Origin of the sequence: Zunongwangia profunda SM-A87, from assembly GCF_000023465.1 — a bacterium.
Classification (GTDB): Bacteria; Bacteroidota; Bacteroidia; order Flavobacteriales; family Flavobacteriaceae; genus Zunongwangia; species Zunongwangia profunda.
This window is the reverse complement of record NC_014041.1, coordinates 1,839,774-1,854,712: the sequence shown is the minus strand read 5'-3', so window position 1 is coordinate 1,854,712 and position 14,939 is coordinate 1,839,774. Positions and strand designations below refer to the sequence as shown.

At 36.2% G+C, this 14,939-nt stretch carries 14 protein-coding genes; 4 read left to right on the top strand and 10 right to left on the bottom strand.

Features of this window, described 5'->3' with window-relative positions; translation table 11 throughout:
- Positions 1-26 precede the first annotated feature (26 nt).
- Together ZPR_RS08160 and ZPR_RS08155 are read right to left on the bottom strand one after the other, a co-directional pair.
- Positions 27-434 (bottom strand): DUF2059 domain-containing protein, encoded by a 408-nt coding sequence (locus tag ZPR_RS08160; protein WP_013071198.1) that lies wholly within the window; start codon positions 432-434, stop codon positions 27-29.
- Positions 435-521: 87 nt separating this feature from the next.
- Positions 522-1,265: a GLPGLI family protein gene (locus ZPR_RS08155; RefSeq protein ID WP_187288268.1), complete on the bottom strand. Its 744-nt coding sequence runs from the start codon at positions 1,263-1,265 to the stop codon at positions 522-524.
- 225 nt (positions 1,266-1,490) lie between these two features.
- Between ZPR_RS08155 and ZPR_RS08150 the strand changes: the two genes are divergently transcribed.
- Positions 1,491-1,994 (top strand): hypothetical protein, encoded by a 504-nt coding sequence (locus ZPR_RS08150; protein WP_013071196.1) that lies wholly within the window; start codon positions 1,491-1,493, stop codon positions 1,992-1,994.
- 4 nt (positions 1,995-1,998) lie between these two features.
- Here the strand turns inward: ZPR_RS08150 and ZPR_RS08145 are convergent, their stop codons facing one another.
- The 6 genes from ZPR_RS08145 to ZPR_RS08120 form a co-directional block, all read right to left on the bottom strand.
- Positions 1,999-2,832 (bottom strand): CvfB family protein, encoded by an 834-nt coding sequence (locus tag ZPR_RS08145; RefSeq protein WP_013071195.1) that lies wholly within the window; start codon positions 2,830-2,832, stop codon positions 1,999-2,001.
- A 107-nt stretch (positions 2,833-2,939) separates the two neighbouring features.
- The gene (locus tag ZPR_RS08140; protein WP_013071194.1) at positions 2,940-3,284 is read right to left on the bottom strand and encodes a DUF2853 family protein; all 345 of its coding nucleotides are present in this window, start codon (positions 3,282-3,284) and stop codon (positions 2,940-2,942) included.
- 115 nt (positions 3,285-3,399) lie between these two features.
- The gene (locus ZPR_RS08135; RefSeq protein WP_013071193.1) at positions 3,400-4,311 is read right to left on the bottom strand and encodes an AraC family transcriptional regulator; all 912 of its coding nucleotides are present in this window, start codon (positions 4,309-4,311) and stop codon (positions 3,400-3,402) included.
- Positions 4,312-4,317: 6 nt separating this feature from the next.
- The gene (gene menD / locus ZPR_RS08130) at positions 4,318-6,048 is read right to left on the bottom strand and encodes a 2-succinyl-5-enolpyruvyl-6-hydroxy-3-cyclohexene-1-carboxylic-acid synthase (protein ID WP_013071192.1); all 1,731 of its coding nucleotides are present in this window, start codon (positions 6,046-6,048) and stop codon (positions 4,318-4,320) included.
- A gap of 202 nt (positions 6,049-6,250) precedes the next feature.
- The gene (locus ZPR_RS08125) at positions 6,251-7,390 is read right to left on the bottom strand and encodes a chorismate-binding protein (protein WP_013071191.1); all 1,140 of its coding nucleotides are present in this window, start codon (positions 7,388-7,390) and stop codon (positions 6,251-6,253) included.
- Entirely contained in the window at positions 7,387-7,809 is a 423-nt protein-coding gene (locus ZPR_RS08120; RefSeq protein WP_013071190.1) for a PaaI family thioesterase, read from the bottom strand. The genes ZPR_RS08125 and ZPR_RS08120 overlap by 4 nt, the downstream gene beginning before the upstream one ends.
- Positions 7,810-7,857: 48 nt before the next feature.
- Here ZPR_RS08120 and ZPR_RS08115 point away from each other — a divergent pair, with 48 nt between their 5' ends.
- A complete protein-coding gene (locus ZPR_RS08115) occupies positions 7,858-8,493 on the top strand; it encodes an alpha/beta hydrolase (protein ID WP_013071189.1) in 636 nt (211 codons plus the stop codon).
- A gap of 756 nt (positions 8,494-9,249) precedes the next feature.
- Positions 9,250-10,536, top strand: a complete 1,287-nt coding sequence (locus tag ZPR_RS08110) for an NRAMP family divalent metal transporter (protein ID WP_013071187.1) — start codon at positions 9,250-9,252, stop codon at positions 10,534-10,536.
- A gap of 7 nt (positions 10,537-10,543) precedes the next feature.
- Here ZPR_RS08110 and ZPR_RS08105 read toward each other — a convergent pair whose 3' ends face one another.
- Positions 10,544-11,200, bottom strand: a complete 657-nt coding sequence (locus tag ZPR_RS08105) for a hypothetical protein (RefSeq protein WP_013071186.1) — start codon at positions 11,198-11,200, stop codon at positions 10,544-10,546.
- A 103-nt stretch (positions 11,201-11,303) separates the two neighbouring features.
- The gene (gene dnaK, locus ZPR_RS08100) at positions 11,304-13,223 is read right to left on the bottom strand and encodes a molecular chaperone DnaK (RefSeq protein ID WP_041578791.1); all 1,920 of its coding nucleotides are present in this window, start codon (positions 13,221-13,223) and stop codon (positions 11,304-11,306) included.
- A 232-nt stretch (positions 13,224-13,455) separates the two neighbouring features.
- Here dnaK and ZPR_RS08095 point away from each other — a divergent pair, with 232 nt between their 5' ends.
- Positions 13,456-14,889: an L-serine ammonia-lyase gene (locus ZPR_RS08095; protein WP_086026155.1), complete on the top strand. Its 1,434-nt coding sequence runs from the start codon at positions 13,456-13,458 to the stop codon at positions 14,887-14,889.
- The last annotated feature ends 50 nt before the right edge of the window (positions 14,890-14,939 follow it).

The window sequence follows — 14,939 nt, the reverse complement described above, 5'->3', positions numbered from 1 at the left end:
GCTTTTAAATACGTTATAGCTATGGCTTACTGCATGTATTTGGCCATAATTGATTGAAGTTCCATTCCCCATTGTTGGCCCACAGTCATTGCTTTTTCCATTACTTTTGGTGTCGTCTCTACCATCTTCTTACCTACCGGTGTATCGTAAAAAGCAAGAATTTCATCTAATTCATCTTCCGTAAACTCTTCACGATAAATTTCGGCTAGTTTTACATAAAGTCCTTTCAGGCTTGCTTTAAGTTCTTTCTTAAACTCTACACGATTTTCTTCAGGAATCTGATTGACTATTGGTTCGCTAATGATTTCAAACTGCTGCCCTGAAGTCAATTCTATTAATTTCACTGCTTTTTTCTGAAAAGAATCTCCTTCAGTTTCCTGTGCAAAAGTGCTGGTTCCTATAATTACAAATAGGATGAAAATTAGTTTTCTCATGATTAGATTTGGTTTTATATTTTCGACTAAAGTAGCCCTATTTTTTAAAATTCGCTGGTTTGTAATGATATTTTAATAAATCACCCATCAATTACCGTAGGCATCTTTATAATACTCATTTGCTATCTGATAAGCCTCCCGTCTTGAACGTATTTTTTCATCTTTTTTAATTGCTTCAATTTCAATTTTTTCGTCGGGATTAAGTATAACTTGGGTAGCAAGGATAGAAAATTTTTCTTTATCGATCTGCAGGATTAACCCAGGCAGGCCGTTATAATTTTTAGGCCCAAATTGTAAAGGAATATCAGGAGTAAACCAGGCGACCACCTGTTCCTCTTTAATCGCTCCACTTCTGGTAAAATTTTTTTCGGTTCCAACAGCTTTAAAACATTTATAATCCCCAATATTTTTAGTAACATTCTTTACATCCCATTGTATCCCAGAGTATTCCAAAAAACCCAAAACTGAGTTTTTTTCAATAATTTTTTTGTCGGTTAAATTGACATAAAACTCATTAGTTCCTGCTTTGCTTCCCATCTTTAGGCCTTTTCCTGTTTCATTTTCTAACTCCTTCATATAATGAAAATAAGACTCCTGGTTTTTAAAATGAAGTTCATATGTATCTTCCTGGGCATTAAGGTACATCTCTACGACCCCTTTTCTAATATCAGGAGCAACATCTTTATTCTTGAAATCTTCAATAAAACTCTTTCTGAATTCTTCATTAATGGCTCCTTTATATTTTACGATCCCAGAAGTTTGTTGAGCGAACAAGGAATTTACAACAGATAATAAAACTAAAGATATTATAAAATAGTATGATTTTTTCATAATGAGCTTATGGTTTGGCTTCATAAAACCTAAATGTAAAAACATTTAACGATAACTACCTTAAAACCAAGATAAATGATAACAGTAATTTTACAATCCCAAAAATGAACTAAACATGATTAATAGTACCTGTTATAAAAATTAAATACAATAATTTTGAATTTACACAAGTCTGTTTTAAGTTTAGCATAATTTTTGAACAGTTTTATGGAAATTTCCAGTTAAATGAAAAATCTTCTTAGCATCCTTTTTCTTTTTACTTTAAGCACAGGATTATGTGCCCAGGAAATACCTGCTACCGAAACGGTTCATCTTAAACTTGATCAGGATCAATTCTTAGCTCCTGTTTTAACCGACTTACGCCCTAATCAATTTTTGGTATATGATCCTAATTTACCCAGTGGAAGGTTTATTGGTGTGCAAAATGAACGTGAAGAATTTGATATGGTTGGGGTGATTCAAGAAGAGAATCGCCAACGTGAACTGGCTAAAGCTAAACGCCTGGCCAGTATCAACTTACCACAAAGTGCTCCAAGAGAAAAAAAAGCCATTCAGCTTACCGGCAACAACCAACAGGATCAATTGAATAGCGGTATAAATAATTTTAATAACAATAACTTTAGCAATAACCCATTTCATCGCTACCACAATTCCCTATACAATAGCCAGATGAATAACTTCTATACCACGCCTTATTCTTATCGCCGCACTAATCGCTATTATTACTAAACATTTACTGTTTTAAATAAATACCATCGTCTTTTATATCAATTTGGCGTTGTTTATAAAGATTTCCAGCGGCTCGTTTAAAGCTTTTTTTGCTCATTTTAAGCACTGATTTTATTTGATCTGGTGAAGATTTATCTGTGATATTTAAAAATCCTTTATTTTCTTGTAACTTATCTAAAATCACCTGGGCATTAGGCTCGATACTTCGGTAACCGGGGCGCTGTAAAGTAACATCAATTTTTCCGTCTTTACGTGTTTTCTTTATAAAGCCCTTGATGCGATCCCCAATTTCTATGGGCTGGAAGACATCATCATTGTAAATTAAACCAAGATGAATTTCATTTATGATCACATTGTAACCAAGATCTGTTTTATTACTTATAATTAAATCCACCTCTTCAAAAGGTTTTATAGTTAAATCTGAATTATCTAAAAATGCATGTACTTTACTAGAGGCTACCAATCGATTAGTGTCTTCGTCTAAATAGCAAAAAATAAGATAGCGATGCCCTTTTTGCATTGGATATACCTGCTCTTTAAATGGCACAAATAAATGCTTCTCTAACCCCCAATCTAAAAAAGCACCAAAATCGGTGGTCTCGACACATTCTAAAAAAGCGAATTCATCCAACTTCACATATGGCTCCAAAGTTGTCGCCACGGGACGTTCTGAATGATCCAAATACACAAAAACCTCGATTTCATCTTCTAACTGAAAGTTTTCAGGAATGTACTTGTTAGGTAATAATACCTCATCCCCTTCCGCATTTTTTAGAAATAAACCGGGTTCGGTTTCACGATCAATAATTAAACGATGGTTTTCGCCAATATTCAGCATAACATAAATTTAGACAACAAAGATACTTTATAATTTTAGGGGAATACAAAAAAAGAATCCGCTTCCTGAAAATAGAAAGCGGATTCAATCTTGACTAATCCACAGGACTAGGCAAATACAGACTCTTTATCAAAGTATTTGGTAAGCAAATAATAAACTATTGCTCTGTATTTATTTCGGTTGGATTTACCATATTTTTCTAACATGGCATTTAAGCCAACATCTAATTTGCTATCGTTTGGTAGGCCAAGTTTTTTTACTAAAAAATTAGATTTTACGGTTTCTAGCTCGCTATCACTACTTGAAGCAATCTTCTCTGCATCATCTCTAAATACCACCGGGCCTAAATACTCGGTTATCTTTCTTAGTAAGTTAACATCAGGCTCCTCACCTATCTTTTCTTTAAAATCCTGAATGTATTTCCCTACGCGTTCATCTGTCTTAGTACTCATAATTAAGTTTTTTGGTTAATTACAAGATACCAATTCATCTTCTCTTAAACCGCTAATACCTTCTTAAGAAACCTTAGCGTTATATTAAAATAGCAGATTTAGTCCTACCTATCTTTTATTCAACCGGAATGCAGAAGTCAACAATGGCTTTTTTCTGGGGATGTTCATTGAAGTTGTTATGATAAACCTCAAAAGGTTTCCTATCGGCTTTTTTATATCCGTTTTCATTCATCCACAGAAATAAACCGGTCCATGATTTTTCAAATTCATGGACTCCAATCGTAAAATTGGCTACAATACACTTTCCTGCATCAATCGAAGTAAGCCTGATTTCACCAGCTATTTCCACAGGTGAATTAATTATCATGCTGGCACTCATTCTTACTTTTTCTGGCGCAGTAACTTTAAAACTATCATGATATATCGTTACCATTTTAGCTTCTTCACTTAATAAACCTTGAGGAGTTGCCCATCGCATTAATTTTGCATAGGCTTCTTGGAGATTTTGAGAGCCTAAACAAGAAACATTCGCCAACTGCATCTCAGGAATTTCTTTAATCTGAACATTTGCATTCATCGTTATCCATTTTTTAAGATTCGTAATACTGCAAATGTATTTTTCGAAGTCAGGATAGGCTTGTCCGTTTTTGCTATTAAGTTGTCGAATCTTGCTATGTCTATGTGGATTCAATTTTTTAAATTCAGTTGGACTTACTGAATAATAGTTTTTAAAAGCCTTGGAGAACGATGAATTATCGCTAAAGCCAAATTTATGTGCTAATACCGTAGTGGTATTATTTGTATGCAACAGTTCCAGAGCCGATTTTTCGATACGCCTTCGTTTTACATATTCGTTAAGCCGCTCTCCCGTTATAAATTTGAATATTCGATGAAAATGAAAAGGAGAAAAACAGGCAATGTCAGCAAGTTTTTGCAAGGATAAGTTGGCTTCTAAATTTTCATCTATAAATTCAAAAACCCGGTTAATTCTGTTTTTATAGTGAGCTTGCAATTCCTCTTCAAACATCGGTCTTTATTTCATATAACTAAAATACTCTAAAAGCACCTTATCATTTACTTTTCGAGGAGTGAAAATCTCTAAAATCTTAGGGCGTCCTGAAGCATCAAAAAATGTGTTTAAGGATTCACTAATTTCAGTTTCAGAGGATGCAGCTTTATATCCAAAATTATACATTTTAGCTAATTGTTCTGCTTTAAGATCATGAACAGTTTCAAAAAAGCTTTCGAAATTTTCGCTATTCTTATTCCCTGGCAAAATCCTAAAAATACCGCCGCCGGAATTATTCAAAATAATTATTCTAAAATTAGAAGGTAAATATTTATTCCAAAGTGCATTGCTATCGTAAAAGAAACTAAGGTCGCCTGTAACCATAAGCACCGGCTCGTTACTGGCCATCGCAGAACCCGCTGCCGTAGAAATACTTCCGTCTATCCCGCTAGTACCACGATTACAAAAAATTCTTAAGGAAGGAGGCCATTTAAACAATTGCGCATAGCGAATAGTCGAACTATTTGCCAGTTGCATAATATAATTATCTGGGACTTTGGACACAAGTAGTTGCATCGCTTTTAAATCGGAATACGGAATCTCATCCATATAGGCATCATGTCTTATCTGACGTTTTTGACGTATATTTTTCCAAAATTCACCATAATCACTATCGATTTTCGTAGTTAGCGGAAAAAACTCCAGAAAGAAATCGTTCACCGATGTTTCAAAATGCTTGTTCAGACAAAAGAATGTATTATAAGCTTTTTTAGAATCAATATGCCAGTGATGTTTGGGATTATAATTCCGCAGGAAAGCTTTTATTTTTTTAGAAACGATCATTCCTCCAAAAGTCAGTAAAATATCAGGTCTTAAAGCTTCAAAAAGCTCCTGCATATTTTCGTCTTTTTCGATCGGCCCAATCATCGTGTCGATCCTGGTAAAAAATTCTTCGTGATGTAAGTTAGATGTGGTTTCAGTAAATACGATAACCGAATCATCTTTCGCTAGTTTTTCAAGGAATTTTTGCTCAACTGCATTAGGTTGCGCTACACCCACAATGACCATTTTCCGTTTGGCTTTATTCCAAATTTCGGCGTATGCCAGCAGCTCTTCCTTCGAATAATGCCGTTTTGTTATTTCAGGAAAAATCTCGATAGGATTTACCTCTATATTCTCCACTGTGTCATAAAGCGGCTCATAAAAAGGTACGTTAATATGAACCGGGCCTTTTTCTTCTATAGCTTTGTTCAGTGCTAAATTAATTTCACGCTCGTTATGTTTCTGCGCTTCCCACTGTTTTTGTAGCAGTTTTTTGTCAATGATTTGAGATTCTAAAACCAGTTCAGAATATAAATTGGCGGAATACAGAATATGATTCTCATATACATTTTTCTGTCTTATAGTTTGCCCATCCCCTATATCAATACGCTCAATGGGACGGTCTGCAGAAATGACCACAAGCGGAATATCGCTATAAAATGCCTCTGAGATTGCCGGATAATAATTTAGTAGTGCAGAGCCTGAGCTGCATACCAGCGCTACCGGTTGTTGCAATTGCTGAGCCATACCTAATGCCACGAAGGCCGCACAACGCTCGTCTACAATACTGTAAGATTTAATGTCGGGATGATACGTAAACCCTATTGTTAACGGCGCATTACGCGAACCGGGAGATATGACTACGTGTTTTATATTTTTTGAAACGCAAAGGGAAACCACATTACGTGCTAAAGGTATTTTAGAGTATTTCACAAATTTTATTTTTTTGCGAGCGGAAGTTTGTGGGGAGTTTTAAAATCTACCGCGTATTAAAATTATATCCCAAAATTACGATTTAAAGCAGACTTCCATACCTCTTTAAAAAGGATTTAACTGATTTTTTTATATAGAAGACTTGATAAAGTTCACAGATTTATCCGTATAGCTATAGGGCCTGTGGGATCTAATTTTTCGTTCAGTCTTGATGCACTAAAACAGATTTGATGGTATAACTTTTATTTACCGTTTCCTCCCACTCGGCTGTTGGATTAGAGTCGGCTGTGATGCCGCCACCAATAAAAATTTCAGCTTCGCCTTCAACTAATTTCATACACCTTAGGTTTACAAAAATCTGCGATTGCTTTAGAATGCTGGCATACGCCTGATTTTCCTGATTTCGGCGATTCGAATTTCGCTTTACTTCCTGCTTTAAGTTAATTTCACCAAGAAATCCCGAATAAAATTCACGATCGCTATATTCATTCCCCAAAATAAATTCTCTGGCCTTTTCCCTGGGAAAACCACAAACAGCAGGTGTTGGATGTAAACTTTCTAACAAATTAGAGAGATTATCATTCTCTAAAGTTCCTGAAATATCAGTACGAATATGAAGCAGATTTCCGGCTTTTACGGTATAAGGATCGCTAAGATTAATTACGCCAGAAGCTACTTTAAAATCCTTTAATTTCTGTACAATTTCATCTGAGACAATTTTCTGTTCCTCAACTTCTTTTGGCGTCCAGGCAGCATCTTCTATCTTTCCTTTATACGCTTGTGTTCCTGCAAGGGCCATCGTTTTAAAGCGGTTTCGCTCTACTTTAACTAAAGTTTCGGGTGTAGCTCCAATCCAAAGTCCGCTTTCTGGATGTGACCATACATAACAAAATGCTTTTGGATAATGCTGTAACAGATTTTTAAAAATAGAGAGTGCTGAAAGTTGTGATGGACTTTGCTCTTTTCGGGCCAAGACCACTTTTTTCATATTTCCCATTTTAATCTCAGCAATTACTTTAGCCACCAGCTCTTCGTGCTTTTTTTGTTCGCGGGAATTCGTGATTTCAGGAACGTATTCTAAAGTTTCTTTTAATGAATGTTCTGGTTCATATTCGGTACTAATCACATCAGATTGATCTTTAGGGATTAATAAACTCTCACTTCCGCAGAAATCAGAAAAAACAAATCCACTTTCAGAAAAATCGGTGGTTTTATGCGATTGCTTATCTTTTTGCAAAAATGCCTTAATCACATTTTCATCTGGTTTTCGATAAGCTACACATGCTAAGTTTTTATGGATATGATCTTCTAGTACGTTAAAAAACGCCATCGCTTGCATCATGATTTCTTTTTTGCTAATGCTATGGTGGTTAATTTTACCAGCGAAATTAAATTATCTTCGGTATCGGTGATATGAATATTCCAAAGCTGTGTGGTTCTCCCTTTATGGATAAAAGTAGCTTTGGCAAAAACATGGCCTTCTTTAATACTTTTAATGTGGTTAGCAGAAATCTCTATTCCGCGAATCACAAAATCTTTGGTATCTAAAAATAAATAACATGCCGCACTTCCTACGCTTTCTGCCAAAGCAACGCTCGCGCCTCCATGTAACACTCCATCGGGTTGATGTACTTTTGGCGTCACCGGCATTTTGGCGGTTAAATAATCTTCACCTACGTCGATAAATTCAATATCCAAGGTTTCCATTAATGTGTTTTTACACATTATTGCACACATTCCCAGGATTTCTTCTTTGTTCATAGCAATACGATTAATTACTTTGTAAAAGTACAAAATTGAATCTACAGCATGAGCCGCGAAAAACAGGTTTCTTACCAAATCACCAATACCTATAGTGTTTTAAACAGGTTTACGGAAAAGACAAAAAACGTGTGGCTGGTTTGCCATGGCATTGGCTATTTAAGCCGATATTTTATTCGGCATTTTAATCATCTTGATGCCGATGCAAACTACATTATCGCGCCACAGGCGCAGTCTAAATATTATCTAAAATCTGATTATAGACATGTAGGCGCTTCCTGGCTAACGCGGGAGAATTTAGAGGCTGAAATTGATAATGTCCTAAATTATTTAGATGAAGTTTTTATGGAAGAAAATTTAGCAAAAGTTCCCAATTTGATCGTTTTGGGCTATTCGCAAGGTGTTTCTGTAGCCACTCGTTATTTGGCGCAACGAAAGATAAATTGCGCCCAACTGATTTTACACTCTGGAAAAGTTCCTGCTGAATTAACTGCTAAAGACTTTGCGTTCCTGAAAGATACCAAAGTCACTTATCTCTACGGAACACAAGACGAATATCTTAAAAAAGGTATTATTGAAGTTGAAGAAACACGACTAAAATCCCTTTTCCCTTATAATTTCGAGCTCCAAACTTATGATGGCGGACACGAATTTAATACTGACATTATCGAAAAACTGAGTTAATTTGAAAATTTGGTGATGTGAGGATGTGATGATGTGATGATGTGATGATGTGATGCTTTCGTAATTTGAAAATGTGGTAAGCTGGAGCCAAGGTGAAAAATTTTGAATTTTGAATTAAATCAGATATCACTTCGAGTGTTTTGTTTTGAAGCGCAGCGAAAAAATAAAATGTATCGAGAAGTCTATCACAGTTGGCAGTCGCAATATAAAGTCATATTTGCAGTGATTAGTGAGTAGTAAAAAATTATTAATAAATAATTTTTAGTTTTTCGCTGAATGCTGAAAAACCTAAAAGCTTTTCTGCTAACTTTGATTATAATTTGTCTTTTCGAGCACAACGAAGTGAAGTCGAGAAATCTTTATCCTGTTTCAAAAAAGATCTCTCCACTTCGGTCGAGATGACAAAGCCAGGTTCTATTGCTTTCCCTTTTTCTATTAAAATGTAATCATTATTTCACGTAAATCTAATCATCACAAACATAAGATGACAAATTCTAAAAATATCACTTCGAGTGTTTTATTTTGTAGCGCAGCGAAAAAATAAAATGTATCGAGAAGTCTGTCACAGTTAGCAGTCGCAATATAAAGTCACATTTGCAGTGATTAGTGAGTAGTAAAAAATTATTAATAAATAATATTTAGTTTTTCGCTGAATGCTGAAAACGTAAAAGCTTTTCTGTAACCTTTAAACTCTTCATATTTCAATTTTTTCTTAAAAATTTTAAATATTTTCGCTGAATCTGATTTAGAAACATCATGAAATCACAAAAAAGCCCAGTAAAAACAAAAAAGACTTCAATTTTAAGGAATATCGGTCCGGGATTTTTACTGGCGGGAGCTGCCATTGGTGTATCCCATTTAGTACAATCTACTCGTGCCGGGGCCGATTATGGCTATATTCTTATTTGGGCGTTGTTATTGGCCTGTATTTCTAAATATCCTTTTTTGGAGTTTGGTCCCAGATATGTAGCCGGAACCGGGAAACATTTAATTACCGGATATAAGCAGCTGGGTAAGATTCCTTATTTGCTATTCATATTTATTACAGTTGCCAGCATGTTTATTATTCAGGCGGCAGTAACTATCGTAACAGCTGGTTTGGCAGAACGCCTTTTTAATTTTGGACTTTCGCCATTTACGTGGAGTTTTATAATTTTTGGAGCTAGCATTGCCTTATTATTAATAGGAAAATATCCGGGGTTAGATAAAAGCATGAAAATTATTGTTAGTTTACTTACACTTGCTACTTTAGCTGCGGTCTGCATGGCTTTGGGGATTCAAAAAGAACCGATAGAAACTGTTGAAGTTCCGCCTTTGTGGACTACCGCAAGCCTCGGTTTTATCATTGCATTTATGGGCTGGATGCCTATTCCTTTAGATGCTGCCGTTTGGCATTCGATCTGGACCAAAGAAAAAGCACACGAAAATAGAGAGAAGCTTAGTTTAAAAGGTGCTTTTTTAGATTTTAATATTGGTTATTTATCGGCTTGTTTTATTGGAGTATTGTTCTTTTTACTTGGCGTTTTGGTGATGTTTGGAAGTGGCGAAAGCTTTAGCAGTAATAGTGTAGAATTTTCTTCGCAACTTATTAATCTCTACGGAAAAACATTGGGAGAATGGAGTAAACCGGTGATTGCCATAGCTGCTTTTGTAACCATGCTAAGTACTGTAATTACGGTGACTGATGCGTATCCCAGGGTAATTTCTGAATTATTTTATCCAGAAAAGTCAAGTGAAGCTGAAGCCGATAATCGAAAAAAACGCTGGCAATTTTATAAAATATCAATCCTTATCATTCCAATACTATCTTTAGCCATTCTATACTTTACCTCAGGTTCATTTACTATTCTGGTAGATTTTGCCGCGGGATTATCTTTTTTATCTGCACCTATACTCGCTTGGTTTAATTACAAATTAGTTACCGGCAAAGAAATGCCAGAAGCCGACCGTCCCGGTAAAAATTACCGAATATTTACAATAGTATGCTTTGTGATGCTCTTGGTATTCAATATTGCTTATTTGGGTTATAATTTCTTTATATAGAAACGAATTATACACAGGAATTCTCACCTATCTCTGCGATCTCTTCAGAAACTATTGTTATATTTCCCTGTCGATCTACTTTAAGATGAAATCGATTAGTTTGAAAAGGTAAACAATAGCTTACCGTTTCCATTACAATTAATTCGAAACCATCCTGAATTTCTTTAATAGCACCATTATTTTTATTATTTACAGACCAATAATAATCATTAGCTCTGGCAACAAGTAAGGCTTCACCCGGTGTATCTATTTCTCCAAGAAAATCAAGAACATCCTCTTTAGAAGTAGCTACATGACTTTCCTCTTGTGTTTGGTATTTAATGTAATAAAAGCAATATGAAGGCAAACACCCAGTAATAAAACCAGCATCTGCTTGTAGATTGTAAAATGCAGTTCTACAATCGGCATCTGCACAAATTTCACCAAAAGAATAGTGGACATTATTGCGATATACTAATGAAGTTGGATCACCAGGATCTTCATAATCTGGCATCGACTGGATATATTCAAAATAAGTGATTGGGTCATCAGCCTGAATATCAGAAAATGGGTAGGCTGCAGATATCGCTTCAAAATCATTGAAATTAGCTCTAAGACCTTCGTCATCACCCGAGCACGAAAAGAGTAAAATGACTAAAACTAAGATTGAAAATTTTCTGATCATAATATTTAATTGATTTCTAAGCAGATGCAAAAATGCTAAAAGGTTGCGTACAAAAAAAGCCGCTGAAAAATCAGCGGCTTTTTATAAAATATCTGGATGAAGCTTATTTCACTTCCTCGAAGTCAACATCTTCTACATCGTCTCCACCTTTGGCTTCTCCGCCTCCGGCTTGACCTCCTTCAGCTCCGGTTGCTCCTTGTTGAGCGCCTCCCTGAGCTTCAGCTTGTGCCTTATACATTTCTTCTGAGGCTGTTTTCCATGCTTCGTTCAATTTGTCTAAAGCTGGCTGAATAGTTTCAACTTCTTTAGTTTCGTAAGCTTTCTTAAGTGCTGCTAAAGCATCTTCAATAGGCTTTTTCTTATCATCAGAAAGTTTATCTCCAAACTCTTTTAATTGCTTTTCAGTCTGGAAAATCATTCCATCAGCTTCATTAAGCTTATCTACTTTTTCTTTCGCTTTCTTATCGGCATCGGCATTTGCTTCAGCTTCCTGCTTCATTTTAGCAATTTCTTCCTCTGTTAATCCAGAAGAAGCTTCGATACGGATATCCTGAGATTTACCGGTTGCTTTATCTGTAGCACTTACTTTAATAATACCGTTGGCATCGATATCGAAAGTTACTTCAATTTGAGGAGTTCCTCTTGGTGCTGGTGGAATACCATCTAAATGGAATCTACCAATAGTTTTATTATCTGCCGCCATTGGACGCTCACCCTGTAATACGTGAATTTCTACAGATGGCTGATTATCTGCTGCGGTAGAGAATGTTTGTGACTTTTTAGAAGGAATAGTAGTATTCGCTTCAATAAGCTTAGTGTTTACACCACCCATAGTTTCAATACCTAAAGAAAGTGGAGTTACATCTAATAACAATACATCCTTAACATCTCCTGTTAATACACCACCCTGAATTGCAGCACCAATAGATACTACCTCATCTGGGTTAACACCTTTAGAAGGTTTTTTTCCGAAGAAACCTTCTACTTCTTCCTGAATTTTAGGAATACGTGTAGACCCACCTACTAAAATTACTTCATCTATATCACTTTTAGAAAGACCTGCATCCTGAAGCGCTTTTTTAACTGGCTCCATAGATCTAGTCACTAATTCGGCTGCTAACTGCTCAAACTTAGATCTTGTTAATGTCTCTACCAAGTGTTTTGGTCCACTAGCTGTAGCAGTTACATAAGGTAGATTGATCTCTGTTTGAGAAGAAGAAGATAACTCGATTTTAGCTTTTTCCGCAGCTTCTTTTAGACGCTGTAACGCCATAGGATCTTTTCTAAGATCAATATCTTCAGCTTTCTGGAATGTATCTGCTAACCAATCAATAATTACTTCATCAAAATCATCACCACCAAGGTGGGTATCACCATTTGTAGATAATACTTCAAATACACCGTCCCCTAGTTCCAGGATAGAAATATCAAAAGTACCACCACCAAGGTCATAAACCGCAATCTTCTGTTCGGTAGACTTTTTATCCAAACCGTAAGCAAGTGCCGCAGCGGTTGGTTCGTTAATAATACGTCTTACTTTAAGACCAGCGATCTCACCAGCTTCTTTGGTAGCCTGACGTTGAGAATCATTAAAATAAGCTGGTACTGTAATAACAGCTTCAGTAACATCCTGCCCTAAATAATCTTCAGCAGTTTTCTTCATTTTCTGAAGGATCATTGCAGAAAGTTCCTGTGGAGTGTAAAGACGACCATCGATATCTACACGAGGAGTGTCGTTATCTCCTTTTTTAACTTTATAAGCCACACGGCCTGCTTCTCTTTCAGATTCAGAGAATTTATTTCCCATAAATCTTTTAATCGAAGCGATAGTTTTCTCTGGATTGGTTACTGCCTGTCTTTTTGCAGGGTCCCCAACTTTTATTTCACCACCTTCTACAAAAGCAATTACAGAAGGAGTTGTTCTTTTACCTTCGGCATTAGGGATTACCGTAGGCTCGTTACCTTCCATAACTGAAACGCAGGAGTTAGTTGTACCTAAGTCAATTCCAATTATCTTACTCATAACTTTATACGTTGATTTAATATTTTATTCATTGTTTCGCTCTCTAAAAGTCAATCTTTGTGCCAGCAAAAATCTTATGACAGGTTGGCAGAGACATTTTTAAACATCCCCGTTTTGAGCAAAAATCAATGCAAGTTTTGCAGAGTATTCGATAAATTGTGTATAAATAGGCAGGTACTGCTAATTTTTTATTTCTAATTCTGTCCCTGAAATGATACATTTGTTTGCATAAATTTTCAATATGGAATGTATTAGCGTATTCGACATGTTAAAGGTTGGCGTAGGCCCGTCCAGTTCTCACACCTTAGGTCCCTGGCGCGCCGCCCAACGTTGGATCCTGGAACTTAAGGCCAAACAACTCTTTAATCAGGTAGAAAAAATTCATATTGATCTTTATGGCTCGCTTTCTTTAACAGGTAAAGGTCATGCTACAGATGTTGCAACCCTATTGGGCCTATGTGGTCATGACCCCGTAACCATGGATATCTCTATTATAGATGAGGAAATTCTTGCAATTAAAGAACACAAAATAATTCATTTTAATAAGGAGCTGGACATTCCTTTTAACTTTGAAACTGATATAAAATTCAATCGTAAATTCCTGGATTTTCATCCTAACGGAATGATTTTTAGAGCCACGCTTAAAAATGGTAAAAAATGCTCGTCGTCTTTCTTTTCTATAGGCGGAGGATTTGTTGTAAAAAAAACTCGAAAAAACGCTAAAAAGAAACAGGATAAGTTTGATGAATTTCCTTTTCCGGTAGAAAGTGCTAATCAATTATTAGCCTATTGCAAAGCTGAAGATATGAGCATTTCACAACTGGTATTGCAAAATGAACGTTCCCTAAGAAATGATGAACAAATAGACGCCGGTCTGCAACAAATATGGAATACCATGTTAGAATCAATGTATATTGGTTGCCATACTGAAGGCATTTTACCAGGCGGATTGAGTGTAAAACGTCGCGCTTTCGAAATGCACCAACGTCTTATTGGTGAAGAACAATACGATTCCCCTAAAAGTTGGATCACCGCCATTAGAAATACTGAAGTAAAATTTCGCCAAATCTTAAAATGGGTAAGTTGTTTTGCTTTAAGTGTAAACGAGGTAAATGCCAGTCTGGGACGTGTAGTTACAGCCCCAACAAATGGTAGTGCCGGTACCGTTCCTGCCGTTATGATGTATTATATGGTGATCGAAAATCATAAGGCCACTTTTGAAGATATGAAACGCTTTATGCTGGTTGCAGGAGAAATTGGAAGTCTATTTAAGAAAGGAGCAACAATTTCTGCCGCAATGGGAGGATGCCAGGCAGAAATAGGTGTATCCTCGGCAATGGCCGCAGGGGGATTAACAGAACTGCTTGGTGGTACGCCAGAGCAGGTTCTAATGGCCAGTGAAATTGCAATGGAACATCACCTAGGTTTAACTTGCGATCCTATCGCCGGATTGGTACAGGTACCATGTATCGAGCGCAATGCCATGGGAGCTATTAAAGCGATTAATGCTGCCGAAATTGCCTTAGAAAGTGATGCTACCAAAGCTAAAGTGCCATTAGATAAGGTAATAGCTACCATGTGGGACACGGCAAAAGACATGAATTCCAAATACAAAGAAACCAGTGAAGGCGGACTTGCCGTAAAAGTAAACCTTAGTGACTGTTAATCGCCTTCTATAATTGTACGAGCAAAATTTACCATCTAAAATCAAGAATC

What these genes read in the sequence shown, in the direction of transcription:
- ZPR_RS08135 (WP_013071193.1), bottom strand. Translation starts at nt 4,311, where the DNA reads ATGTTTGAAGAGGAATTGCAAGCTCACTATAAAAACAGAATTAACCGG.
- ZPR_RS08160 (WP_013071198.1), bottom strand. Translation starts at nt 434, where the DNA reads ATGAGAAAACTAATTTTCATCCTATTTGTAATTATAGGAACCAGCACT.
- ZPR_RS08110 (WP_013071187.1), top strand. Translation starts at nt 9,250, where the DNA reads ATGAAATCACAAAAAAGCCCAGTAAAAACAAAAAAGACTTCAATTTTA.
- ZPR_RS08105 (WP_013071186.1), bottom strand. Translation starts at nt 11,200, where the DNA reads ATGATCAGAAAATTTTCAATCTTAGTTTTAGTCATTTTACTCTTTTCG.
- ZPR_RS08145 (WP_013071195.1), bottom strand. Translation starts at nt 2,832, where the DNA reads ATGCTGAATATTGGCGAAAACCATCGTTTAATTATTGATCGTGAAACC.
- ZPR_RS08115 (WP_013071189.1), top strand. Translation starts at nt 7,858, where the DNA reads ATGAGCCGCGAAAAACAGGTTTCTTACCAAATCACCAATACCTATAGT.
- ZPR_RS08155 (WP_187288268.1), bottom strand. Translation starts at nt 1,265, where the DNA reads ATGAAAAAATCATACTATTTTATAATATCTTTAGTTTTATTATCTGTT.
- ZPR_RS08140 (WP_013071194.1), bottom strand. Translation starts at nt 3,284, where the DNA reads ATGAGTACTAAGACAGATGAACGCGTAGGGAAATACATTCAGGATTTT.
- ZPR_RS08150 (WP_013071196.1), top strand. Translation starts at nt 1,491, where the DNA reads ATGAAAAATCTTCTTAGCATCCTTTTTCTTTTTACTTTAAGCACAGGA.
- dnaK (WP_041578791.1), bottom strand. Translation starts at nt 13,223, where the DNA reads ATGAGTAAGATAATTGGAATTGACTTAGGTACAACTAACTCCTGCGTT.
- ZPR_RS08125 (WP_013071191.1), bottom strand. Translation starts at nt 7,390, where the DNA reads ATGATGCAAGCGATGGCGTTTTTTAACGTACTAGAAGATCATATCCAT.
- ZPR_RS08120 (WP_013071190.1), bottom strand. Translation starts at nt 7,809, where the DNA reads ATGAACAAAGAAGAAATCCTGGGAATGTGTGCAATAATGTGTAAAAAC.